We start from the raw sequence: 22,596 nt of genomic DNA, 5'->3' as shown, positions 1-22,596 counted from the left end.
CACCAGTGACTACGAGGGACTGACGATGGCGAAACTCAAGACAGTGACCCGGTCGGCGAAGCTCGGCCCGGAGGAGCGCGCCTCCTCCATCGAGGCACTCAAGACCAAGGAGCTCGATATCCTCGTGATCGGCGGCGGGATCGTCGGCACCGGATGCGCGCTCGACGCGGTCACCCGCGGCCTGCGGGTGGGTATGGTCGAGGCGAGGGACTGGGCCAGCGGCACGTCGAGCCGGTCGTCCAAGCTCGTGCACGGCGGCATCCGCTACCTCGAGCAGCTCGACTTTCGCCTCGTGCGCGAGGCCCTGACAGAGCGCGGACTGCTGTTGCAGCGGATCGCACCGCACCTGGTCAAGCCCGTGCGCTTCCTCTACCCGCTCATGACTCCCGTGGTCGAGCGTGCATATGTCGGTGCGGGCATGCTTCTCTACGACATCTTCAGTTACACCGGCGGGCGCCCACCCGGGGTTCCGCATCACCGCCACCTCTCCAAGAGCCAGGTGCGGCGCGCCATCCCGAGTCTCACGAGCGACGCCCTCATCGGCGGCATCACCTACTACGACGCCCAGGTGGACGATGCCCGCTACGTCGCGAGTCTTGCGCGCACGGCATCCTTCTACGGCGCACACGTCGCTAGCAGGGTGCGGGTCGAGGGCTTCCTCAAGGTCGGTGAGCGCGTCGTGGGCGTGGAGGCGCACGACCTCGAGACCGACGAGCGCTTCGAGATCCACGCCAAGCAGGTCGTCAACGCGACCGGAGTGTGGACGGATGACACCCAGGCCATGGTGGGCGAGCGCGGCCAGTTCAAGGTGCGGGCCTCCAAGGGCATCCACCTGGTCGTTCCGCGCGACCGCTTCCAGTCCACGATGGGACTGCTGCTGCGCACAGAGAAGAGTGTGCTGTTCGTGATCCCGTGGGGCAGGCACTGGCTCATCGGCACGACAGACACCGACTGGAATCTCGGCAAGGCGCACCCCGCCGCCACGGCCGCCGATATCGACTACCTGCTCGAGCACGTCAACCGGCTCCTGTCTGTGAAGCTGACGCGCGATGACGTCGAGGGCGTCTACGCGGGCCTTCGTCCCCTGCTCGCCGGTGAGTCGGAGGAGACCTCGAAGCTCTCCCGCGAGCACCTCGTCGGTCACTCCGTGCCCGGTCTCGTGGTCATCGCGGGCGGCAAGCTGACCACGTATCGCATCATGGCGAAGGACGCGATCGACGCGGCCGTCTCCTCGCTCGACGGCAAGGTTCCCGAGAGCGTGACCGAGAACATCGGCCTGCTCGGTGCGGAGGGCTATCAGGCGGCGTGGAACAAGCGCGCGAAGATCGCCCGCGCGTTCGGCGTGCACAAGGTGCGCATCGAACACCTGCTCAACCGTTACGGTGTGCTGACCGACGAACTGCTCGACCTCATCCGGGAACGCCCGGAACTCGGCAATCCGCTCCCCGGCGCGGACGACTATCTTGAGGCGGAGGTCGTCTACGCGGCGACGCACGAGAGCGCTCTGCACCTCGAGGATGTGCTCGCCCGTCGCACCCGCATCTCCATTGAGGCGTGGGACCGCGGGGTCTCCGCAGCCCCCGTCGCCGCGCGGCTCATGGGCGAGGCCCTCGGCTGGAGCAGCGAGAAGCAGGCGAACGAAGTGAACAACTATCTCAAGCGGGTTGCCGCGGAGCGCGCCAGCCAGGATCAGCCGGATGACGAGTCGGCCGACCGCGTGCGTCTCGAAGCCCCCGATATCGTGGTCACCAGGTAAAGGAGCCTTCCATGGTCGATGTACGACGGGTCAAGCTCCCGGGCGTCGGTGTGCTGCACACCTTCGTCACCGCAGACGGTGGCAAGGCCGGTGTCATCACGCACCGCTCCGGCCACAGCGATCTCATCACCTTTGCAGACGAGGAAGACGGATCGGACACCAACAAGGTGTCGCTGCGCCTCACGGAAGACGAAGCGCACACCCTCGCTGAACTGCTCGGCGGCACGCGCATCACCGAGTCCATCGAGCGCCTCGAACAGCTTCCGGGGCTCAGCATCGACTGGTTCACCGTGGACTACGACGACCACATCGCGGGGCAGAAGCTCGGCGATCTCGCCTCCAGAGGGGTGGTTGGACTCACGGTCGTCGCGGTCGTGCGTGGCGAGTCCGCGAACCCGGCGCCATCCGATGACTTCACCGTTTTTCCCGGCGACACGCTCGTCGTGGCCGGCTCTCCTGAGAAGGTCACGAAGGCGTTCAACTTCTACCGCACGGGCGACATGACTCTCGGCTCGAAGGTACAGGCGCCTTCGGCATCCGACACCCCACCAGGGCGCTGATCGTGCCTGTCGGGGAAGAGCTGGCGACGCTCGGCGCGCTCCTCCTCATCGCCTACGTGTTCGGGCGACTGGGCAAGCTCATCGGGCTGCCCGCGATCCCCATCTACATGCTGGTCGGGCTGATCGCGAGCCCGCACGCAGACTGGATCCCGCTGCAGCTGGGCACGGATCACATCGAGTTGATCGCCGTGTTCGGGCTCATCCTCCTGCTGTTCAACCTGGGGCTCGAGTTCGACCAGGACGAGTTCTTCGGCAATGCCGGCTCGCTGCTGCTCACGGGTGGAACGCGCATCGCGATCAACATGGGCGTCGGTTTCGTGTTCGGGCTGTGGGTGGGCTGGGGCACGCGCGAGGCGCTCATCATCGCCGGGATGACCGCAACGTCCTCGAGCGCGATCGTGACCAAGCTGCTCATCGAACTAAAGAGGCTGCCCAACCGCGAGACCCCGGTCATCCTGGGCGTCGCGGTCGTCGAAGACGTGTTCATCGCGGTCTACCTTGCGATCGTCGCCGTGGTGATCGGCGGCAAGACCAATGTGTGGGCGATCGTGCTTGAGCTCGTGATCTCGTTCACCTTCCTGGTGGGGATGTTTGCCCTCGCGCGCTGGGGCGGAAAGATAGTCTCGCGCCTCATCCAGACCAAGGACGACGAGCTCTTCACGATCCTGTTCTTCGGCCTCGCCGTTGCGTTCGGCGGCATCGGGGAGATACTGGGTGTCTCGGATGCCATCGGCGCCTTCCTGATCGGCCTCGTCCTGGGTGCGACCAGGTTCCGTGGTCGCGTCGAGCAGCTCGCGCTCCCCATGCGCGACATCTTCGGCGCGTTCTTCTTCCTCAACTTCGGACTGACGCTCGATCCGTCGACCTTCGGCAGTGTGCTCTGGCCGGTGACGGTCGGGGTCATCATGACCATCGTGATCAACACCCTCGGTGGCCAGCTCATCGCCTGGCTCAACCACCTCACGCCGGCCCAGGGGTTCAACGCCGCAGCCATGCTGCAGAACCGCGGGGAGTTCGCGCTCATCCTCGCGACGCTCGCCACGGCCGCGGGCCTCGACCAGCGGCTCACGCCATTCGCCGGACTCTACGTTCTGAGCATGGCCATCATCGGGCCGGTTCTTGCCGTCAACTCCGTGCTGCTCGGGTCCGCGGTGTTCCGCACGAAGAAAAAGAAGGCGCGCGCGGCAGAGCCATCACACCTCGAGCGTGACGAGAATATCGCCCTCGTCGAGGCGGCCCTCGCCGGGGAGCGCGACGGGGAGATCGTCGAGCGCGCCCACGAGGGTGCGAAGCGCACCGATGCGGGCGACGCCAGGGACGAGATCGAGACGGAGATCGACAGGGCGGAGTCTGAGAGGCTCATCGAGGACGCCATGCGACAATCGGGTGAGTCGGTCGACGATCCATCCGCATCGCCCGACATCCCCGCGGAGCCCATCAGGGAACGCCAGAGAGACCCGGAGTACTGAAGAGAATGTGGTCGGTTGCCCGGCGTCCGCGCTGGATCGCGATGCTCGCCCTCGCCCTCGTCATCGCCGGGGGCTTCGCGGCACTCAGCCAGTGGCAACTCTCCCGCGCCATCGCCACGGGCACGGTCGTTGAGCGTGCCACAGAGACCGCTGTTCCACTGACCGGGCTGGTGAAGCCGCAGTCCGAGGTGACAGACAAGTCGAACGGCCAGATGGTCACCGCCTCGGGGAGCTGGGTCGACGATGACTACATCGTGCTGAGCAAGCGCCTCAACCGCGGCAGTGACGGGTACTGGGTGGTCGGCCACCTCGCTGTCGACACAGGAACGAGCACGGCCGGACTCCCCGTGGCGCTCGGCTGGGCACCGAGCGAGAAGCAGGCGAAGCGGGTGGCAACGGTGCTGTCCAAAGAGGATCAGGGCACCGTCACAGTAACCGGTCGCTACCTCAACAGCGAGGCTCCGCAGGACACCGACTTCGAACATGGACAGCTGAGCTCTCTCGCCGCGGGAACCTTCGCAAACCTGTGGAAGGCGATGGACCCGGATGGCATGTACGGCGGATTCGTCGTCATCCACGAACACGTTGCCGGGCTCGATCGCATCGATTCGCCCGCTCCGTCGGCCGAGGTGGAACTCAACTGGCTCAATATCTTCTACGCGATCGAGTGGGTCGTCTTCGCCGGATTCGCGTTCTTCCTCTGGTACCGACTCGTCAAAGACACCTGGGAGCGGGAGCTCGAGGAGGAGCACGAAGCGCTCCAGGCCGCGAACGCACAGGCCGGGCAGGAACAGTCGCCGACAGACTCCTAGAATTGGGGCATGGCGATCAAACCCACACTGTCCGACGTTCCACGAATCCGCAGGGCACTCACCTTCTATCGGGTCTTCGCCTACATCACCGGAACGATGCTGCTGCTGCTGGTTCTCGAGATGATCTTCAAGTACACGCCCATTCAGCGCGAGCTCGAGCTCGGCGGTGCCCATGGGTTCATTGCCCTCGTGCCAGACGGCCAGGTGCTCGCCGTGAATCTGAGCCTCGGCATCCTCATCGCCCATGGCTGGCTCTACGTCGTCTACCTGTTCAGCGACTTCCACCTCTGGAGCATCATGCGCTGGCCGTTCAGCCGGTTCATCGCGATCGCGCTCGGTGGGGTCGTGCCGTTCCTGTCGTTCATCGTCGAGCACTTCATCACGAAGCGCGTGCAGAGGGAATTGGCAGAGCTCGAAGCATCCGCACCATCCGCATCCGCGCCCGCCCCGGAGGTCTCCCATTAGCACTGCTCACCGACCGGTACTCGTCGTCGACTTCGGTGCGCAGTACGCGCAGCTGATTGCTCGCCGGGTGCGCGAAGCGAACGTGTACTCAGAGATCGTGCCGCACACGATCTCCGCCGCCGAGGTCGCGGCCAAGAACCCCGCGGGCATCGTGCTGAGCGGCGGCCCATCGAGCGTGTACGAGGAGGGCTCCCCGGAGCTTGACCCGGGCATCCTGCAACTCGGCGTCCCGGTGCTCGGCATCTGCTACGGATTCCAGGTGATGGCGCAGCAGCTCGGCGGGGAGGTCGCCAATTCGGGCCTGCGCGAATACGGTGCGACGGATGTCACCCTCGCGCCGGGCGACAGCGTGCTGCTGGCGGGGCAGCCGACCGCGCAGACCACCTGGATGAGTCACGGCGACTCGGTCGCCAAGGCGCCGGATGGCTTCACCGTTCTGGCGTCGAGCGAATCGACTCCCGTCGCCGCCTTCGCGAGCGACGAGCGCAGGCTCTACGGCGTGCAGTGGCACCCCGAGGTCAAGCACTCCGAGTTCGGACAGCGCGTGCTCGAGAACTTCCTGCACGACGCCGCGGGTATCCCGGCCGACTGGAACAGCGAGAGCGTCATCGCGGAGCAGGTGGCCCGCATCCGCGAGCAGGTGGGCAGCTCTCGCGTCATCTGCGGTCTCTCCGGCGGGGTCGACTCCGCCGTTGCCGCAGCTCTCGTGCACAGGGCCATCGGCGACCAGCTCGTCTGCATCTTCGTCGACCACGGTCTTCTTCGACAGGATGAGCGCCGCCAGGTCGAAGAGGATTACGTCGCTTCCACGGGCGTTCGCCTCGTCACCGTGGATGCCGTCGACCAGTTCCTCGACGCGCTCGCCGGAGTCATTGACCCCGAAGAGAAGCGCAAGATCATCGGGCGCGAGTTCATCCGCTCCTTCGAGCAGGCCGCCGCTGACCTCGTGGCTGAAGCCGCGTCCGACGGCGCCCCGATCGACTTCCTCGTGCAGGGCACCCTGTATCCGGATGTCGTGGAATCGGGCGGAGGCACCGGCACCGCCAATATCAAGAGCCACCACAACGTCGGCGGGCTCCCGGAGGACCTGCAGTTCCAGCTCGTCGAGCCGCTGCGCACCCTGTTCAAAGACGAGGTGCGCGCGATCGGCCGCGAGCTCGGGCTGCCCGAGGTCATCGTCGGTCGGCAGCCGTTCCCCGGGCCCGGCCTCGGCATCCGGATCGTCGGAGCCGTCGACCGCGAACGCCTCGAACTGCTGCGCAAAGCGGATGCGATCGCGCGCCACGAACTGACCGCCGCCGGCCTCGACGACAAGATCTGGCAGTGCCCCGTCGTGCTGCTCGCGGACGTGCACTCCGTCGGAGTGCAGGGCGACGGGCGCACCTACGGTCACCCGATCGTGCTGCGGCCGGTGTCATCCGAGGATGCCATGACCGCCGACTGGAGCCGCCTGCCCTACGATGTGCTCGCCCGCATCTCGAATCGCATCACCAACGAGGTCGCCGGCGTCAACCGGGTCGTGCTCGACGTCACGTCTAAGCCGCCGGGGACGATTGAGTGGGAGTGAGGCGCCGAGGGCGAGCGGATGGCATCGCTCTCCAGCTCACGCAGTGACGTGACGCCGAGGGCGAGAAGTATCGATTTTCAGCTCAGACAATGAAGTGTTCTGACGGCGAAAAGCGTGCCCGCCAGAACGCTTCATAACCCGCGAGAAAATCGACACTTCTCGCCCTCGGCTGCGCTTATCGCTGGTCCACCAGCGCGCAACCGGCGGTCGAGTAGCGCGAGGGACGAGCCCGCGTATCGAGACCGTCATGCGAACTGACCTTGGGGTCTCGATGCGCTCGTGCCTCGCTACCGGACCGACGTTGGCCCGGTGGCGATACCCTCCGCGCTGGCGGTGTTTATCAGCAGGGCGCGGGTGTCGTTCGCGGCTCGCAGCAGGCTCTCCGGCTCTGTGCCGAGCCGCGCGATGATGCCATCGATCTCTCCGAGTCCGGCCTTGCTCAACAGTCGTTTCTCGTTGGTGACCCACTCTCCTCGGTGTGCCAGGATCGCGTGGGCCGTGTGGCACGCAGCCGCGCTGAGAAGCCCGGCACACTGGGCAACGCGCCCGCGGCGAGCATGCCCCTCCTTCGCGTAGTACAGGGTGAGGTCGGCGTGATGCCACCAGATTTCGGGTGCCGATGTGCGAAGAGCCTCCGGGTACCCCCACTGCGGCAGCGGGCCTCGCAGAATCGTGTTGACACCGAGTTCAGCCAGCAGGATGTAGCTCGGAAGCCCCGCCTGATGGAACAGCAGCGGCTCGATCGTGAACACACCGCGGCACGCATCCTCGTGGATCGTGTCGATCAGCGCCAGGTCGCGATAGTGGATGTCGATCGCGCGGCTATCGAGGGTCACGGCTCCGCCGCCGTTGAATACTCGCCCCCAACCTCCGAGATCGGATAACTCGCCGGGCCAGCCGAGCCTCCTGACAGAGTCCGGGTCGAAGGCCCCGCGGTAGTACAGGCCGAAGTCCCAGTCGCTGGTCGGGCGGTGCGCCCCTTGCGCGCGGGAGCCGCCGAGCGCAACGCCTTCGACCCCGGGAAGGCTCGCGAGCGCATCCGCGACGTAGTCGACGAATGCGGGATCGCTGAGATTGTGGGTAGAAACGGACATGAATGACCTTTGCGTGCAGGATCGATCAACTCACCCACGGCGTGGGGAGGACGAAATCGCAGCTAGGAAATCACAAGACCGAGCTTTGCACGGTGTTTCGCGGCACACAAGGAGCGGTGCTGCGCCGTTTGCTGAATTGCCGGTTCAGCGCTTGATGAGGTGGATGTCGACGCAGCGCAGGTCGAGGTCGGCCCAGGCCTTGTGTCGAGACCTCCCGGTGACCTGCACATTGCGGATGCCCGGCATCGCGTGTGCATAACTCAGGCTGTTTGTGGTTCGGTGCATCGGCGTGTACCGGAAACATGAACCTCTGACCGAGGCGCACCGGAAATAGCCTGAGTTATGAACGGGTGGCGGCGGCCGCCAGCCGCGTTGTCAGGACTTCGAGCGGAGATCGGGTCGCGGGCGGCGGAACGCGAGGGGCAGCAGCGCCCCGAAAGCTACTAGTGCTGCGCCGATTCCCAGTATTGCGAGTGCGTTCCATAAATCCTGTGAGCCGGAGAAGCGCAGGAGCACAAGGATCCACGGGATCGCGGAGATCGCAGCGGTCTGGGCTGCGACCGTGCGATGCCTGAGCCCCAACACGACCGTCGCGACGACGGCGCTCGTGAGAAGAACCACAATGGCCCCCGAGAAGTTGTGCCAGAAGAACCGCTCATCGAAGTAGAGGTGTTGGAGAACGAGCTGGGTTGCCAGATAGGCTGCGGTGATCGTCACGAAGGCGATCGTGGTCGAAATTAACAGCCACAGCGTGCGAGTCGGCGTGCCGATGAGCACCAGCCCGCCGAGCAGGGCGAGGAAGACCATGGTTGTCGTCGTCAACCCATACCATTCGTTTCCGATGCCGGGGATTCGGTAGACGAGCGAGAGGGAAACAGACGCGATGATCGCGAGCACGATGGTTGCCTTGAGAACGTGCCGTCGTGTGGCTGGCACAAGTGCGAGCATGAGTGCGACCAGCCATATGCCCGCGATGATCAGGCCGGGGTTCACGATGGGGTTGAAACCCCATGCAGCTGCATCGGGAGCATGCGCCGTACTCAACGGCGACCACAGCTGGAACGCGAAGTAGGCGAGCGGATACGCGACTCCCGTCGCGAGCGCTATGGTCGAGATCGCGTTGCGGGCGCGGGGATCGAGCAGCACGCCGAGGCGAGTCGAGATTCCGGATGCCGCGAGATTGGCGAGTTCGCCCCGGCGCGGGCGGGTGCGGTGTTCTGCATCGGCGACGTCCAGGAGCGTGCCGGCCACGACATCCGCATTCTTCTCGCGCCAACTGCGCGGGTACCAGCCGAGTGCGCGACGGTAGCGGCGCTCGAGTGCGGCGCTCATGCGATGCCTGTCGCTGGGTTGGCGCGCTTCGCTGGTTTCGCCGACACGCGGGCGGCGAGGTTCTTCCTCGCCCTGGCGGCGTTGCTCTCGAGGCGCTCGATCTGGGTCTCGAGCGCGACGAGGCCGTCGTCCGTGAGCTCGTAGTAGCGGCGGTGGCGGCCGTCCACGACCTCTTCGCCGGCTTCCGCGACGAGGCCCTGCTCGCCGAGGCGGTCGAGCACGGCGTAGAGGGTTCCGACGCCGAGGACGACTCGTCCGTCAGAAAGTTGCTTCGCATCCGCAATCAGGCCGTAACCGTGCTTCTTGCCTCCGGCGAGCGCAGCCAGCACCAGGAAGGTGGGTTCGCGCATCTCGGTTGTACTCATGAGGCGAAGGTACTCGCTACGTCGCTATATATCAATAGTCATGGTATCTGGGCGAATGTTCTACGCTAATCGCATGGAACCGCGCATCCACTTCATCACCTTCGCGACAGCCGATCTCGATGCGGCTCGCGCGTTCTATCGCGACGGACTCGGCTGGGATCCGCTGATGGACGTCCCCGGCGAGATCATCTTCTTCCAGGTCGCGCCGGGCCTGGTGCTGGGCTTGTTCGACGCGGAGAAGTTCACCGAAGACCTGAAGGGCCAGGCGCCCACCGCGGTGTCCGGGGTCACCCTGTCCCACAACGTCGGCAGTCCGGCGGAGGTCGACAGCACGGTACAGGCGCTCGTCGCGGCGGGCGCGACCGTGCTCAAGTCACCTCAGCAGGGCGCGTTCGGCGGCATCTACCACGCCCACGTCACCGACCCGAACGGGCTCGTCTGGGAGATCGCGCACAACCCGGGCTGGAGCATCGCCGACGACGGAAAGGTCAGCTTCGGCTAGAGCTCCGACATGTCGCCGACGCCGGGTATTCCGTCGACGAGCTCGTAGCGCTGCCTCACCACGCCCCGAGGAGACGTGACGGCGGGCTCGAGAAGCCGGAGGTTGGTCGGCACTGTGCCGTCGGCGAAGACCTTCTTGCCGCCGCCGAGGAGGATCGGGTGCACCCAGAGCGTGAGCCGACCGAAGAGCCGCTCGGCGAGAAGGGTCTGCACGAAGTCCAGGCTGCCGATGACGTGGATGTTCTCGTGTCGCGTGCGCAGCTCGCGGACCGCGGCAGCGGCATCCGCACCGAACTGTGTGGAGCCGGCCCACTCGAGGCTCGGCGTGTGGCGCGAAGCAACGTATTTCGGGATGCGGTTGAAAAGGTCAGCGATGACGCCGACTTCGTGCGGCCAGTACGCGGCGAAGATGTCGTAGGTGCGCCGGCCGAGCAGCAGCGCGTCCATCCCCTCCATTCCGGAGAGCACCTGCTCGCCGACGACCTCGTCGATGAGCGGCGCCTGCCAGCCGCCGAAGGCGAACCCGCTCTCGGTGTCTTCGTGCGGGCCGCCAGGTGCCTGCGCGACTCCGTCGAGGGTGGTGAACAGGTCGATGTGGATGAGCCCCATGCGATTCTCCGTAATCGTCAGTCGGCGATGCCCCTCGCCCTTTTCGTCTCCCCCAAGAGTGCCTCCGATTGTGCATCGTGCATGAGTGACAACACAAGCACTTTGCCGAAGCGCGCAGATGGATGACGCGACCCGATCTCGACCGCGGTCTCAAGATCGGGAGCATTGATCAGGTCGAATCCCGCGAACCATTCTTTGAACTCTGCGAAGGGCCCGTCTGTGACCGTGACGGTTCCAGAGCGCTTGGTGATCATGCGGGCATCCTCGATGCCCGTGAGCCGCTCTCCGACGATGCTGATACCGGTGGGCTCGACGGTCTCGAGCCAGTCGGCGATGTCGTCGCTCTCCGCGCTCCACGGTTCGCCGTCCCCGGCGGTGACGTACAACAACAGGTATCGATTGTCTGTGTTCTCCATGGTCATCGGTCCTTCTCCTCTTCTCGTGTGGTGTTCTGCAGCCGCTGTGCCTGTGCCTGAAGCCAGCGTCGTTCTGAGACATTCGACGTTCGCAGGCCGGCTTGGATGTATGCATCGCTCGCCTCGTCGAAGGCGCCCGCCTGTTCCAGCAAGCCGGCTCGCACCGACAGCAGACGGTGCGAGCGCGCAAGGCGCTCGTCAGCCTCCAGGGCGTCGAGCTCGGCCAACCCTGCCGCCGATCCCATGGCCATTCCGACGGCGGCGGAACGACCGAGCCGAGCGGCAGGCCCCGGCTGAAGGTCGACCAGAGTGTCGTACAGCCCGAGGATGTGATCCCAATCGGTGCTGCTCGCGTCGGCAGCCGCGGCATGCACGGCTGCAATGGCCGCCTGAACGGCGATCGGTGTGAGCGTGCCGGTCGTAAGGGCATCCGCTGCAAGCCTGCGGCCCTCGCGGATCTTCGCCTGGTCCCAGAGCGAGCGGTCCTGGTCGGGGAGCGCCACGAGGAGCCCGTCCGGCCCCGTTCGGGATGCCGTTCGTGCGTCGCTGAGCAGCATGAGCGCCAGAAGCGCGGTGGTCTCCTGGTCCGCAGGCCGTGCCTCGCGCAGCATGCGTGTGAGCCGTATCGCCTCTGCGATCAATTCGACGTGCACAGGCAGCTGGCCGAGGGACGGCGCATACCCCTCGGTGAACATGAGATACAGGGCGGTGCGCACGAGCTCTGCGCGTTCGTCGAACTCGCACGCGCTCGGCCATTCGAAGCGACGCCCGGCTTCGTCGATGGTGCGCTTCGCCCGGGTGATCCGCTGCGACATAGCCGTCTCTGACTGGAAGAACGCGGCGGCGATCTGTGTCGTCGTCAGGCCGCAGACGGATCGCAACGTCAGGGCAAGCTGCGACAGGGGTTGCAGTGCGGGGTGACAGCACAGCACGAGCAACGCGAGCGAGTCGTCGCGCGCCGAGACCGCCGCATCCCGGTTGTCGAGCTGCGCATCCCGGTTTTCGCGCGTGCGGCGTGCGGCATCCGATCGGATCGCATCGATGTAGCGACGGCGTGCGACCGTGAGCAGCCAGGCCTTGACGTCTCGCGGTCGGCCGTGCGTCGGCCAACTGTCGAGGGCTTCGATGAGCGCTTCTTGAACGGCGTCCTCGCACGCCGCGAAGTCGCCGTATCTGCGCAGGAGAGCGGCCGTGACGAGCGGAATCGCCGCGCGCAGCTCAGCATCGACGATCGATCCGCTCGGCTCGGACACCGCTGCCTCCTTCCCGGCGAACACATCCTTCACCAGGTGGGTCGGAGTCGACATCGCAGATCCGACATCCCGGATGCCGTATTTCGGACGCAAAACTGCAGCTTCGACTTTACCGCGACAGGCGCTTGCAGAGGTCGGAAAATCGGCATCGGCTCCGACTGCGTGATGACGGTGTGGGAGATGCTCGACACCGATAGCGGAGAGGAAGCGCTCATGACCGAGAGCGATGTGACAATCATCGAGGTGCCAGAGGACAATGGCGAGGCCGTCAGGCGCCTGCGAGCGGAACTTCGCGCGGCGAAGCGGAGACTATCGGAGGAGCGACGCGACGCCATGTTCGCCGGCTACCGGCTGCTGTGGCTCGGTGGGATCAACGTCAATGGTCGGCAGCAGTGATCGGCGCAGCGAATTAGTGTTGAGACATGAGCAAGCCAGTGGACATGCAGGTGCTGGCGAAGACCGTTGCCGACTACGGGTTCGCCTATCTGATCACGATTGCAGAGGGTGACCGCATTCACACCTCTCCTGTGCAGCCGACGCTTCGGGACGAGAGCCTGTTCGTACCGGCTCCTAGTTCGCGCGTGCAGAAGAACACGGGGCAGCGACCGAAGGTTTCGCTGGTCTGGCCGCCGCGCGAGCCCGACGGATACTCGCTCATCGTCGACGGTGCCGCCGAGCTCGATGGGGACGATCTCAGGGTGGTCCCCTCTCGCGCGATCCTGCACCGCCCCGAGATCATCGCTCCGCCCGACGGCGACAGCTGCGTCGCGGACTGCATCGAGATCTAGAGGTTGCGCGCACAAGTTTTCGATCTAGCATGTGCTGATGGCGACGGTTCAGGATGTCCGTCTCGACGACGGTCGCGTGCTGCGAGTACACGACACCGCTGAGGGCGGCGCGACCACGGCGTTCACGGTGGTCTGGCACCACGGCTCGCCGCAGACCGGCGCACTGCTCGCGCCCGTGGTCGAGGCTGCGGTCGCCCGCGGCATCCGTCTACTCTCCTATGGCAGACCGGGCTATGGCGGATCGTCTCCGAAGCCAGGCAGGGATGTCGCCTCGGCGGCTTCGGACGTCGCCGCCGTGACCAACGCGTTCGGTGTCGACCGCTTTGCCGTGATGGGCGCATCCGGCGGAGGGCCACACGCCCTGGCCTGCGCAGCGCTGCTACCCGAGCGAGTCAGCGGGGTCGCCTGCTTCGCGACTCTCGCGCCTTTCGGGTCAGACGGCCTCGACTGGTACGCGGGGATGCACCGCGGAGGCCCGTCGCTCCGGGCATCGGAACAGGGCCGCGCGGCTCGCGCGCTATTCGAGGAGACCAATGAGTTCGATCCGACGAGCTTCACCGACCGCGACTTTGCCGCACTCGACGGCACCTGGGCGAGCCTGGGCGCGGATGCCAACGCAGCGTCCGCAGCCGGATCGGCTGGCCTCATCGACGACGATGTCGCCTACGTCACGCCTTGGCATTGTGACCCGGCGAGAATCGCCGCACCGGTGCTGTTCGCACACGGCGGCGAGGATCGAGTCGTTCCGGCCTCGCATTCCCAGTGGCTATTGCACCGCTGCCACGACGCCGAGCTCTGGCTGCGCCCGCGCGATAGTCACATCTCGATTCTCGGCACGCTGCCGCTCGCGATGGACTGGCTCCGCGCCCGCAGGTAGGGGCAGTTCACGGCCGCGAGGTGCCAGTTTTGGTCGCTTTGGAATTGTCAGAGCGGCCAAAACTGGTACTTCGCGCGACGAGTGCGACCGGATGTGCGCGAGCGAGGAGGAGATGTGGGGCGCGACGAGTGCGAGCGGCCGCTCAGCGCGGCTGGGCGGCGAGGAACTCGCGGATGGCGGGCCGGGCATCCGGATGCCGCAGCGTGCCGCCATGCGTGGCGCCCTCGAGCACGCGCACACTCGCGTTCGGCATGACCGGGTGCGCCGCACGGGCCGCACGCAGGGTCGCTCCGTCGCGAGAGCCGACCAGGAGCATGGTGGGCTGCCGGATGCTCGCGAGCACGGCATCCGAGACCCCCGGATCTTCCTGCGACTCGCGCATGTATGCCGCGAGAGCGAGCGCGTCGTTCGCCGTGAATGCCGCGCGGGTGGTCGCGTCGAGCACGGCCCCCGAACGCTCCCAGCCGTCGAGGAAGCCGGCCATGCCGCCGCTCTTGAGCGCCTCGATGCAGCCGGGGAAGAAAACGCGATCGAAGCTGTTTGCCGCGATGCGCGGTGAGCCGCCCGCGCTGACGAAGCTCAGCATCCGCTCGGGGTGGGTGACCGCGAGCGAGAATCCGACCCGTCCGCCGAGCGAGTACCCGAGGTAGTGTGCGCGGTCGACGCCGGTCTCGTCGAGCACGGCCAGCACATCCGACACCATCGACTCTGCACGGTAGGCCGCGCGTTCGTGCGGCTTGTCGCTGCGCCCGTGCCCGCGAAGGTCGAGGGTGATCGTCGTGTAGTCGTCCCGAAGCTCGCGCACGTAGCCGAATCCGCGCCAGATCGCCTGCGAGAGCGCGGTGCCGTGCACCATCACGAGCGCGGGCCCGCTGCCGTCTACGCGATAGGCGATACGGATTCCGTCGGCCGGATTCTGCACATAGTCCACGAACCCAGCGTGCCCTACTTCAGCCCCGCACGCGGCGCGCACGACCGGTTGAGGTCATGACCGCCCGGACTCCGAGGTGTCGTGGGTCGCGAGCGACGCCAGGTACGAGTTGTAGGCGTCCAGGTCGACGTCTCCGAAGCGGGCGATCTTGCGGTCGTTGGCGCGATCGTGTCGTTTCTCGGACTTCTGCCACTGCCAGAACAGGGCGCCCAGTACGATGAGCGTCGGCAGCTCTGTCGTGGCCCAGGCGATGCCACCGCCGACCCTCTGGTCGGCGAGCGGAGAGATTCCCCAGCCGGGCATCGGCATCGAGTACCAGTGCACGATCAGCACCGTGGACATCATGACGACGATGCCGAAGAAGGCGTGGAACGGGGTGGTCGCGAACAGCTCGAAGATGCGGGTGGCGGGTGCGCTCAGGTTGCGGTGCCTCGTGCTGTAGCGCCGCGGCGACGGGTCTGCGCCGACGATGCTCCAGAAGTACAGCATCCCGATGAGCAGGAAGTGGATGAGCATGAGGTTGTGGCCCCACATCGTGCGCATCAGAACGTCGAAGATCGGCGTGAAGTAGAGCCCGTAGAGGCTCATCACGAACAGCGCCCCGGTGACGATCGGGTTCGTCATGACGCGCGCGAAGCGGCTGTGCAGCAAGCGCAGCAGGAGCGAGCGCGCACTCCAGCGATGGCCGGATGCCGCCGGCAGCGTGCGCAGCAGCAGCGTCATCGGTGCGGCCATCACCAGGAAGATCGGCGCGAACATGCTCAGGATCATGTGCTGGATCATGTGCACGCTGAACAGCTCCATGCCGTAACCATCGAGGCCGGTTGCGGTCGCCTCCCAGACCAGGGCGACCCCGAGAATCCACCAGAGGGTTCGGGTGAGCGGCCACCGCACGCCGCGGCGATGAAGGAGCCACACTCCGAGGAGGTAGGCGACAAGAAGCAGCACGGCGAAGACGGGAAGCATCGGCACCGGCTGCGGATGGAAGTCGAGGAGTCTGGCGATGGTCGGGGGCTGGGACGGCATCCACATGATGCCCTGCCCGTCCATCATCTGCATGGGCGTGCCCGTGTCCGCTGGTGGCATGGGCATGGGGGGTTGCGTAGCGAGAAAAGCGAAAATCTCGACCTCGGATCATCGGCTCCCTCCATTATGCGTCGCTGTGCTGCGCCGCGCAGGTCGGGGTCCGCGCTGGGCTTGCTCTGCAGGCGTGGTCTGCAGAAGTGCGTCGCAGCAGCTGGCGAGGGCCGCCCCGAGCTGGTCGCGCTGTCTCTCGGCGAGCCCCGCGGTCATCCGCCGGGTCACCACCGAGACCCTGGTGCGTGCGCTGCGCAGAAGCTCGCTCGTGCCGGGGGTGAGAGTTGCCGCGAGTTCGCGGCGCGGGCCCGGCTCGGTGGAACGCTCGACGAGACCCTTGTCCACCAGCCCCTGCAGCAGCACGTTCATGGACTGCCGCGAGACGAAGGTGCGGCGGCCGAGCTCGGAGCTCGTGATGCCGGGGCTGTCGTGGAGGGCCTCGAGGCACGCATACTGACCTGGAGGCATCCGCGGAGTTCTACGAGAGCATCGTCGGACTGCGCCGCCTTCCTGTCCAGAACTCCGACGCGGTCGTGTTCGCCTCAGACTCGGTGGCCTTCGCGGTGCGCCGTCCGTTCCCCGGCGTCGACCTGGATGCGATCGCTCAGCTCGGCGCGGGCATCGGCGTGTGGTTTCACGATGAGAAGGCCGCCGAACTGCATGAACGCCTCGTCGGCGAGAACGTGCCCATCGTGCAGGAGCCCTTCGAGAGCCCGTTCGGCATGACGTTCTCGTTCCGCGACCCGGACGGCTACGTCGTGACCATCCACAGCAAGGCCTGATCGGGCCGCACCGGAGGGTCCGCGGATGCCCGCGCCGGTAGACTCTTACCACTTGGGCAAAGGGGACCGCAGTGACTGATAGCGACTTCGAATTGGCCGCGAACGTGTCGCTCCTCTTCCCCGAAGTGCCATTTTTTGACCGCTTCGCCGCCGCTGCGAAAGCCGGGTTTCGGTCTGCAGAGTCGTGGTGGCAGTTCGATGGTCCGGTTCCGAGCGAGAGCGACCTCGACGAGTTTCTCACCGCGATCGGCGTATCGGGTCTCTCGCTCTCGGGCATGAATCTCTGGGCGGGGGACATGCCGGGCGGAGAGCGCGGTGTCGTCTCCCACCCCGCCAGGACGCGGGATTTCGAAGCCAATCTGGAGGTCGTGGTCGAGATAGCGCTCGCCACAGGCTGTCGACTCTTCAATGCTCTCTACGGGCAACGCGTCCCCGGCGAGACTCCAGAGTCCCAGGACCGGACGGCGGTCGCGAACCTGAGCGCGGCGGTGCGGATGCTCGCGCGGGTGAGTGGTACGGTCCTCGTCGAGCCACTCAGTCTGGGTCTCAATGGTGATTACCCGCTCGTCACCGTCGCTGATGCGCTCGGCGTGATCCGAAGCGTTCGGGAAGCGACAGGGCTCGACAACATCGCCCTGCTCTTCGACACCTTCCATCTCGCCAACAACGGCGAGGAACTCGTCAGTGCTGTGCACCGCGCTGGCGAGTACATCGGGCACGTTCAGTTCGCCGATACCCCGGGCCGAGGTGAGCCCGGTACCGGCACGATCGACTTTCCTTCGGTGCTCGAAGCCCTCCAGACGGTCGGTTACGCGAAGTCTGTCGCGTGTGAGTACATCCCGTCGACGGCGACCATTGAGACCCTGTCGTGGATAGGGGCGATGCCGCAGCTGCGGCCGCTTCACTGAGCTCGCAGCCAGAGCGGCTCGTGGGTCAACGCTGCGACTGGCTCGTCGCGATGTAGTCCCGGATAATGTCGTCGAACGAGGTCTCCGCATGCAGCCCGAGCGCCTCCGCCCGAGGCGTCGCGAAGACCGCGGCCCAGGTCGTGACGATGTCCGCGATTGCCGGTACGTTCGTCCAGTCCACCAGGGATGCGGGGTCGTCGCCCGCAACGCGAGCGAGAGCAGTGACCATCTCTCTCGGAGTGGTCGTGAGCGCTGGCAGGTTCATCGCGGTGTGACTGCCCCACTCAGAATCGGAGGCTCCGACCGCCGTGAGAAGGCCGTCCAGGGTCTTCCGCGGTGACGAGAGCGCGACTGCCGTGTCTGGCGGGACGGGGCACTCGGCCCTCTCTCCGGCGAGGGGTTCGCGAATGATCGATGAGAGGAAGCTCGAGGCAGCGGCGTTCGGGCGCCCCGGCCGCACGGACACGGTCATGAGCCGCACGCTTCGACCGCGCACGAAGCCCCTGCGTGTATATTCTGCGACGAGCTGTTCCCCAATGAATTTCTGGATTCCATAGCTGCTCTGCGGGCGGGGCAGGGTCATGTCGTCCACCGGCCCGATCGCGCCGAGAGCCGGATCGCTGCCGAATACCGCGAGAGAGCTGGAGAAGACCAGCACGGGAGGTTGCTGGCGAGAACGGCACAGCTCGAGGACCGAACGGGTGGCATCGATGTTTGTCGCCATCCCCAGGTCGAAATCGGCCTCGGCCGCGGAACTCACCACCCCGGCTAGGTGGAAGATCGCGTCGGCGTCCGCCAGGGTGTGGAGGGTGTCGGCCAGTTCGCCGGTGACAACGATCACGCGCGGGTCGGCGGAGATGTCTGCGGGAGGAGCCACGAGATCCGCAATCAGGAGTTCGCCGACTCCGTCGTGGGTGGTGCCGCCGATGGTGACCTGCGACGCCGACAGCAGCCGTCGCGCCAGAGCGGCTCCGAGGAAGCCGGCTCCGCCGGTGATGGCGATCTTCATGACGTTATCTCCCTGAGCCTGGATACTACGGCCGCATTCGTCGTGCGAAGGGCGGCGAGCCGCTCGTCGAAGTTCTCGGATCTTTCGGGGTCCTGCACTTTCACGCCCAGAACGGACAGTTGGCTCAGGACCGGGTCGGTCAGCGCCGCAGCGATCGCTGCGGTCGTCAGCAGCGAGACAGGATCGACGCTGTCTAGTGGATTGTGTGCGTCGGCCCAGGGGTCGCCGAGTGCGCTCGCGGTGGCCGCGGTTCCCGAAAACATGAGCCCGGCGAGGGTCCCTGCGGCCTGCAGCGCGGCAAGGTGTCTCACCGGCTCATCCGCCGAACGCCCCTCGATCGCGGAACGGCCCCAATTGATCACCTGGCCGAGTGTCGCATCCGTGTTCGCCCGAGCCGTCAGTACCGCATCGGTCTCCTCGTCAAGCGAGAGGAATCCTTTCGCGACCGGTTCGCCGGCTTTCCAGGCATCACAGTGTTCGATGAGCAACTCGATCGCGTTGGCCTCGGCGGCGAGGCCTTCCAGGGATGCGGCGAGGCGCCCGGCGTCGCCGGTTCCCCGTGGGGCCGACGTGAGATGGATGGCCCGAACTGTCTGTTCTCCGCGCAGTTCGTCGAGTCGATGACTCTCGGCCAGTGCGGCGCGAACATCGCCGAGCGCGGCGGCCCGACCGTCATCGTCGGGGGAGGCAAGGCCATAGCGCTGATCGGCGCGGATGCCCGCCATCGTCGCAGGCAGCATAGTCACGACCACGTGCCAGTGTGCGGGCAACACCGCGGCGAGCCCGGGAGCGCCGGTGGTGTGCAGGCCGGCACGGTACGGGACCTCGAGCCCGTGCGCACTGTCAATCGCGCCGAGCTTCTCGTACCACTCACGCTCTCGGGAGGCGAGGGCCTCCGGCGCAGGTTCGATCGCGTATGCGCCCAGCGTGATTCCGTCGATCATCCCTGTTCCTCTCTACTGCCGTGTGACAACATCCGCACGATCGTCGAGTCGTCGTGCACGCCGAGCCCGGCTCGCTCCGCGACCAGGTACAGCTGCCCTGCCGCTGCGGCAACGGGAGCCGGCACATGCGCCTGCGTGGCGAGCGCTGCGACTAGGCCCATGTCCTTCACGAAGATGTCGACCCGGGAACACACCTCCGGTTCACCGCCGAGCGCCTCGACCATTCGCGGTCCGCGATCCGCGAGCATGAATGAGCTGGCAGCGCCGGTCGACAGCGTGTTCACGACCACTGACGGGTCAAGACCCACGGCCACGGCGAGAGCGACGGCCTCTGCCGCCGCCGCGATGTGCACCCCGGCGAGCAGTTGGTTGATCACCTTGAGAAGTTGCCCGTCTCCTATGCGGGGACCGACGATGGTGAGGGTCGACGAGAGCAGATCGAGAATTTCGCGTACCGCCTCGATCGAGTCGTCCGGGCCGCCGACGACGATCAGCAGGTCTCCGTTTCCCGCCCTGGTGGGTCCGCCGCTGATCGGTGCGTCGACGAACCGCAGCCCCCGTTCCTCGATCGTGGCGTTCAGTGCCCGAGCGGCATCCGCACCGATGGTGCTCGTGAGGATGATGACGGCGCCGGGTGCGAGTGCCGACGCAGCGCCGTGTGGGCCGAAGAGTGCGGATTCTGCCTGAGCACCGTCACGCACCGACAAGATCACGACGTCGGCGCCCGCACCGGCGTCGGCCGCGGAGTCAACGGGCTGCACGCCGCCCTGCGCGGCCAGCTCCCGCCTCGCGGGGGAGATGTCGAAGCCCCGCACAATCATGCCGTCGGTGCCCGCAAGGTGAAGCGCCATGGGCAGACCCATCGCGCCAAGTCCGACAACGCCTACGGTCTTCTCGTTCGTCATACCAGTTCCAATCTGTCGACCACCTGTGCGAGGGAGTCATCGTTCCCCACGTTGCCAGCGAAGACGACGTACGCGAGCCCTTCCGACGGACCAGATGCGGCCTGCCACAGGGAGACGATTCCGGGGAGCAGCGAGCCTCGTACCCACGCGCGATCGATTTCGAGCGCTGTCGTGGCGATGTCTGAGGACGTGATGCCACCCTTCGCTACGACGAATCGCGGGGTGTGCAACTGCACCGTCCGACGCACGCTCTCCGTGAGGGCGGCGCTGACCCTGCGCGAGATGTCGAGGCTCGCCTCCGCGGTCTCGGCGGTGACGAGGGCGCGGGAGGTGTGGATCACGACCGGACGAACCTGGAGCTCGGACGCGGCCTCGCTGGCGATCTCGTCCAGGCGGGCTTCGGCATTCCCGTCGACCACCTGGGACACGTCGAGCTCGATCAGCGTGAGCTCGCGGCTCTCCGCCAGCCGCGCGAGCTGGCGGCTGGTGGTCCCGACATGGGATCCGACCACGATCAACCCGTGGCCCATCCTGGCGCCGACGATACGCCGCAACTCGTCGTCGGAGATCGGAGGCCGCGCGTCCTGGCCCAGGCGAGCCCGCACGAACGAGGGCCCGACCCGGTAGAGCAGGCGCACGCCCGCGCGCTCGGCCTCGAGAACGGATGTGGTCGCGGCCCTCAGATCGTCGTCGACAACCGCATCGATGACAACGAGCTGCCCTTCACTGCTTGCTCGCAGTAAATCGGCCAGTGGAGCGTTCGCGGAGCGGATGTCGTTCAGACCAACGTTCACAACGGAGTCGGCCCGGATGCGCCCCCCACTCTTCTCCTCGGCCCACTCGGAGAGGCGCGACGAACGGTACCCAAAGGTCGCATCCCGCGCGTACTCGCCGGAGGACACTGGAGTCAGCCCTTCGGACGACCGAACCCAGTGGATTCCATCGACGGTCACTCTTCCGGCGTCGAGGTAGGCAGGGGACAGCACGACACCGTCGATCGGCTGACCGTGTGCCGCGGAGACCTGCGCGAGCACATCCGTTTCGAGGGGGAAGTGCCCTCGCAGGGTGGAATCGCTGCGGCTTGCAAAGGCCAATTCGATCCCGAGACGTTCAGCGATCTCGAGGCACCTGGTGGCGATCTCGTAATTTCGTTCCGTGGCGAGTGAGGCAGAGAGGCTGCGGGTGTTGGTGAGAATGAAGAAACCGGCTCCGCCCTGCTCGAATGCCCAGGCGATGTCCTCCTCCTGCCAGCGGGTGAGCACCGGTACCCCGTGCACCGTCTGGGTTCCGGTCGGGTCGTCATCGAGGACCACGACCCGCCTGGCCGTCGCGAGCATGTCGCGCAGGAACTCTGCCGGAAAATCGACGGGCGGCGCGAAGTCGTCGAACCATTCAAGTCCGCGTGCGGCGATCTCGGTCATGCGCTGTATCCTCCGTCGATCGGTATGAGAGCTCCATTGATCGTGCCGGACATCGAACTGATCAGCCAGGCGGCGGCATCCGCAACCTCGGCGGGCTGTGCCGCCCTCTTCAGCGGGATCAGGCCGATTCGCCTGTCAACGGCCTGCGGGTCACGTGCACGCCAGTCGCGGATCATCTCGGTTTCGGTCGCACCTGGAGCGACGACGTTGACCCGGATGCCGAACGGACCGCAGTCGTGTGCCGCCGTGCGCGTGAGTCCGACGACGCCGTGCTTTGTCGCCTGGTACGCGCCGAGCCCGGAACTTCCGCGATAGCCGCCGACACTGCTCGTGTTGACGATCGATCCCTCGCGTCCTGAGGCGACGATCGCCCTGACCTCAGCACGGAGCGAAAGCCACACACCCTTGAGGTTCACCGCAACAATGCGGTCGAAATCCGCCTCGTCGACGTCCATGAGGGGTCCATACTGAGTGATGCCGGCGTTATTGAACGCTCCGTCGATGAACCCGAACCTGGCGACGGCCGCGTCGACCAGTCGGTCGACATCCTCCGCGACGCTGACGTCCGTCACCTGGTAAGCGGCGTTGCCACCCGCTGAGGTGAGCTCGTCGGTGAGGCTTCGGAGCGCGTCCTCCGACCGCGCTCCGAGAGTAACGGATGCGCCCTCCCGCATGAAGACGCGGGCGGCCTCGGCTCCGATCCCGGAGCTCGCGCCGGTGATCACAATACTTCGGCCTTCGAGTATGCCCGTCAT

Annotated in this window: 27 protein-coding genes; 12 read left to right on the top strand and 15 right to left on the bottom strand. The window is 66.3% G+C overall.

Annotated elements, in window-relative coordinates; genetic code table 11:
• Positions 1–25: 25 nt before the first annotated feature.
• The 6 genes from ABUA28_RS03160 to guaA are packed head-to-tail and all read left to right on the top strand — an operon-like array spanning position 26 to position 6,629.
• Positions 26–1,756 carry a glycerol-3-phosphate dehydrogenase/oxidase gene (locus ABUA28_RS03160; RefSeq protein ID WP_349902484.1) on the top strand — a complete coding sequence of 577 codons (1,731 nt, stop codon included), beginning with the start codon at positions 26–28 and terminating at the stop codon, positions 1,754–1,756.
• Between the two features lie 11 nt (positions 1,757–1,767).
• Entirely contained in the window at positions 1,768–2,316 is a 549-nt protein-coding gene (locus tag ABUA28_RS03155) for a cation:proton antiporter regulatory subunit (protein ID WP_349902483.1), read from the top strand.
• 2 nt (positions 2,317–2,318) lie between these two features.
• The gene (locus ABUA28_RS03150; RefSeq protein ID WP_349902482.1) at positions 2,319–3,785 is read left to right on the top strand and encodes a cation:proton antiporter; all 1,467 of its coding nucleotides are present in this window, start codon (positions 2,319–2,321) and stop codon (positions 3,783–3,785) included.
• Positions 3,786–3,790: 5 nt separating this feature from the next.
• On the top strand, positions 3,791–4,597 hold the full coding sequence (locus tag ABUA28_RS03145) for an SURF1 family protein (RefSeq protein ID WP_349902481.1): 807 nt from the start codon (positions 3,791–3,793) through the stop codon (positions 4,595–4,597).
• A gap of 9 nt (positions 4,598–4,606) precedes the next feature.
• Positions 4,607–5,062, top strand: a complete 456-nt coding sequence (locus ABUA28_RS03140) for a DUF3817 domain-containing protein (RefSeq protein ID WP_349902480.1) — start codon at positions 4,607–4,609, stop codon at positions 5,060–5,062.
• The gene (gene guaA, locus ABUA28_RS03135; RefSeq protein ID WP_349902693.1) at positions 5,058–6,629 is read left to right on the top strand and encodes a glutamine-hydrolyzing GMP synthase; all 1,572 of its coding nucleotides are present in this window, start codon (positions 5,058–5,060) and stop codon (positions 6,627–6,629) included. Before ABUA28_RS03140 ends, guaA begins: the two co-directional genes overlap by 5 nt.
• 287 nt (positions 6,630–6,916) lie before the next feature.
• Here guaA and ABUA28_RS03130 read toward each other — a convergent pair whose 3' ends face one another.
• The 4 genes from ABUA28_RS03130 to ABUA28_RS03115 all read right to left on the bottom strand — a co-directional run bounded on the left by ABUA28_RS03130 (position 6,917) and on the right by ABUA28_RS03115 (position 9,420).
• On the bottom strand, positions 6,917–7,723 hold the full coding sequence (locus tag ABUA28_RS03130; RefSeq protein ID WP_349902479.1) for a nucleotidyltransferase domain-containing protein: 807 nt from the start codon (positions 7,721–7,723) through the stop codon (positions 6,917–6,919).
• A gap of 144 nt (positions 7,724–7,867) precedes the next feature.
• Complete coding sequence (locus tag ABUA28_RS03125; RefSeq protein WP_349902478.1) at positions 7,868–8,008, bottom strand: hypothetical protein; 141 nt, start codon at positions 8,006–8,008, stop codon at positions 7,868–7,870.
• Between the two features lie 90 nt (positions 8,009–8,098).
• A complete protein-coding gene (locus ABUA28_RS03120) occupies positions 8,099–9,055 on the bottom strand; it encodes a hypothetical protein (protein WP_349902477.1) in 957 nt (318 codons plus the stop codon).
• Positions 9,052–9,420: a PadR family transcriptional regulator gene (locus ABUA28_RS03115; protein WP_349902476.1), complete on the bottom strand. Its 369-nt coding sequence runs from the start codon at positions 9,418–9,420 to the stop codon at positions 9,052–9,054. The genes ABUA28_RS03120 and ABUA28_RS03115 overlap by 4 nt, the downstream gene beginning before the upstream one ends.
• Before the next feature lie 73 nt (positions 9,421–9,493).
• On the opposite strand from ABUA28_RS03115, the gene ABUA28_RS03110 reads away from it, so the two are divergent.
• On the top strand, positions 9,494–9,922 hold the full coding sequence (locus ABUA28_RS03110) for a VOC family protein (protein WP_349902475.1): 429 nt from the start codon (positions 9,494–9,496) through the stop codon (positions 9,920–9,922).
• On the opposite strand, the gene ABUA28_RS03105 is transcribed toward ABUA28_RS03110, so the two are convergent.
• Genes ABUA28_RS03105 through ABUA28_RS03095 form a run of 3 tightly spaced genes read right to left on the bottom strand, consistent with a single transcriptional unit; the run spans position 9,919 to position 12,253 of the window.
• Positions 9,919–10,530 (bottom strand): dihydrofolate reductase family protein, encoded by a 612-nt coding sequence (locus tag ABUA28_RS03105; RefSeq protein WP_349902474.1) that lies wholly within the window; start codon positions 10,528–10,530, stop codon positions 9,919–9,921. The two genes, ABUA28_RS03110 and ABUA28_RS03105, sit on opposite strands and share 4 nt — an antisense overlap.
• A gap of 17 nt (positions 10,531–10,547) precedes the next feature.
• Positions 10,548–10,952, bottom strand: coding sequence for a YciI family protein (locus ABUA28_RS03100; RefSeq protein WP_349902473.1), 405 nt, complete (start codon positions 10,950–10,952; stop codon positions 10,548–10,550).
• On the bottom strand, positions 10,949–12,253 hold the full coding sequence (locus ABUA28_RS03095) for an RNA polymerase sigma factor (protein WP_349902472.1): 1,305 nt from the start codon (positions 12,251–12,253) through the stop codon (positions 10,949–10,951). The genes ABUA28_RS03100 and ABUA28_RS03095 overlap by 4 nt, the downstream gene beginning before the upstream one ends.
• Before the next feature lie 159 nt (positions 12,254–12,412).
• Here ABUA28_RS03095 and ABUA28_RS03090 point away from each other — a divergent pair, with 159 nt between their 5' ends.
• From ABUA28_RS03090 to ABUA28_RS03080, 3 genes are read left to right on the top strand one after another with little or no spacing between them, the layout of a single operon-like run.
• Complete coding sequence (locus tag ABUA28_RS03090) at positions 12,413–12,595, top strand: hypothetical protein (RefSeq protein ID WP_349902471.1); 183 nt, start codon at positions 12,413–12,415, stop codon at positions 12,593–12,595.
• 26 nt (positions 12,596–12,621) lie between these two features.
• Complete coding sequence (locus tag ABUA28_RS03085) at positions 12,622–12,987, top strand: pyridoxamine 5'-phosphate oxidase (RefSeq protein WP_349902470.1); 366 nt, start codon at positions 12,622–12,624, stop codon at positions 12,985–12,987.
• A gap of 37 nt (positions 12,988–13,024) precedes the next feature.
• Entirely contained in the window at positions 13,025–13,864 is an 840-nt protein-coding gene (locus ABUA28_RS03080; RefSeq protein WP_349902469.1) for an alpha/beta fold hydrolase, read from the top strand.
• A 142-nt stretch (positions 13,865–14,006) separates the two neighbouring features.
• Here ABUA28_RS03080 and ABUA28_RS03075 read toward each other — a convergent pair whose 3' ends face one another.
• From ABUA28_RS03075 to ABUA28_RS03065, 3 genes are read right to left on the bottom strand one after another with little or no spacing between them, the layout of a single operon-like run.
• Positions 14,007–14,795: an alpha/beta fold hydrolase gene (locus ABUA28_RS03075; RefSeq protein WP_349902468.1), complete on the bottom strand. Its 789-nt coding sequence runs from the start codon at positions 14,793–14,795 to the stop codon at positions 14,007–14,009.
• Between the two features lie 54 nt (positions 14,796–14,849).
• Entirely contained in the window at positions 14,850–15,887 is a 1,038-nt protein-coding gene (locus tag ABUA28_RS03070) for a cytochrome c oxidase assembly protein (RefSeq protein WP_349902467.1), read from the bottom strand.
• A gap of 42 nt (positions 15,888–15,929) precedes the next feature.
• Entirely contained in the window at positions 15,930–16,340 is a 411-nt protein-coding gene (locus ABUA28_RS03065; protein ID WP_349902466.1) for a MarR family winged helix-turn-helix transcriptional regulator, read from the bottom strand.
• Here ABUA28_RS03065 and ABUA28_RS03060 point away from each other — a divergent pair.
• Positions 16,331–16,654: a VOC family protein gene (locus tag ABUA28_RS03060; RefSeq protein ID WP_349902692.1), complete on the top strand. Its 324-nt coding sequence runs from the start codon at positions 16,331–16,333 to the stop codon at positions 16,652–16,654. The two genes, ABUA28_RS03065 and ABUA28_RS03060, sit on opposite strands and share 10 nt — an antisense overlap.
• A 71-nt stretch (positions 16,655–16,725) precedes the next feature.
• Positions 16,726–17,562: a hydroxypyruvate isomerase family protein gene (locus ABUA28_RS03055; protein ID WP_349902465.1), complete on the top strand. Its 837-nt coding sequence runs from the start codon at positions 16,726–16,728 to the stop codon at positions 17,560–17,562.
• A 25-nt stretch (positions 17,563–17,587) separates the two neighbouring features.
• Here ABUA28_RS03055 and denD read toward each other — a convergent pair whose 3' ends face one another.
• Genes denD through ABUA28_RS03030 form a run of 5 tightly spaced genes read right to left on the bottom strand, consistent with a single transcriptional unit; the run spans position 17,588 to position 22,596 of the window.
• A complete protein-coding gene (gene denD, locus ABUA28_RS03050; protein WP_349902464.1) occupies positions 17,588–18,571 on the bottom strand; it encodes a D-erythronate dehydrogenase in 984 nt (327 codons plus the stop codon).
• The gene (locus ABUA28_RS03045; protein WP_349902463.1) at positions 18,568–19,515 is read right to left on the bottom strand and encodes a DUF4862 family protein; all 948 of its coding nucleotides are present in this window, start codon (positions 19,513–19,515) and stop codon (positions 18,568–18,570) included. Before ABUA28_RS03045 ends, denD begins: the two co-directional genes overlap by 4 nt.
• Positions 19,512–20,420 carry an NAD(P)-dependent oxidoreductase gene (locus ABUA28_RS03040; RefSeq protein ID WP_349902462.1) on the bottom strand — a complete coding sequence of 303 codons (909 nt, stop codon included), beginning with the start codon at positions 20,418–20,420 and terminating at the stop codon, positions 19,512–19,514. Before ABUA28_RS03040 ends, ABUA28_RS03045 begins: the two co-directional genes overlap by 4 nt.
• Positions 20,417–21,841, bottom strand: a complete 1,425-nt coding sequence (locus tag ABUA28_RS03035; protein WP_349902461.1) for a four-carbon acid sugar kinase family protein — start codon at positions 21,839–21,841, stop codon at positions 20,417–20,419. The genes ABUA28_RS03040 and ABUA28_RS03035 overlap by 4 nt, the downstream gene beginning before the upstream one ends.
• On the bottom strand, positions 21,838–22,596 hold the full coding sequence (locus tag ABUA28_RS03030) for an SDR family NAD(P)-dependent oxidoreductase (protein WP_349902460.1): 759 nt from the start codon (positions 22,594–22,596) through the stop codon (positions 21,838–21,840). Before ABUA28_RS03030 ends, ABUA28_RS03035 begins: the two co-directional genes overlap by 4 nt.

The organism is Parafrigoribacterium humi (assembly GCF_040227205.1).
GTDB classification, from domain to species: domain Bacteria; phylum Actinomycetota; class Actinomycetes; order Actinomycetales; family Microbacteriaceae; genus Parafrigoribacterium_A; species Parafrigoribacterium_A humi.
The sequence above is the reverse complement of the archived record's forward strand: the minus strand, read 5'-3'. Positions and strand labels throughout refer to the sequence as shown.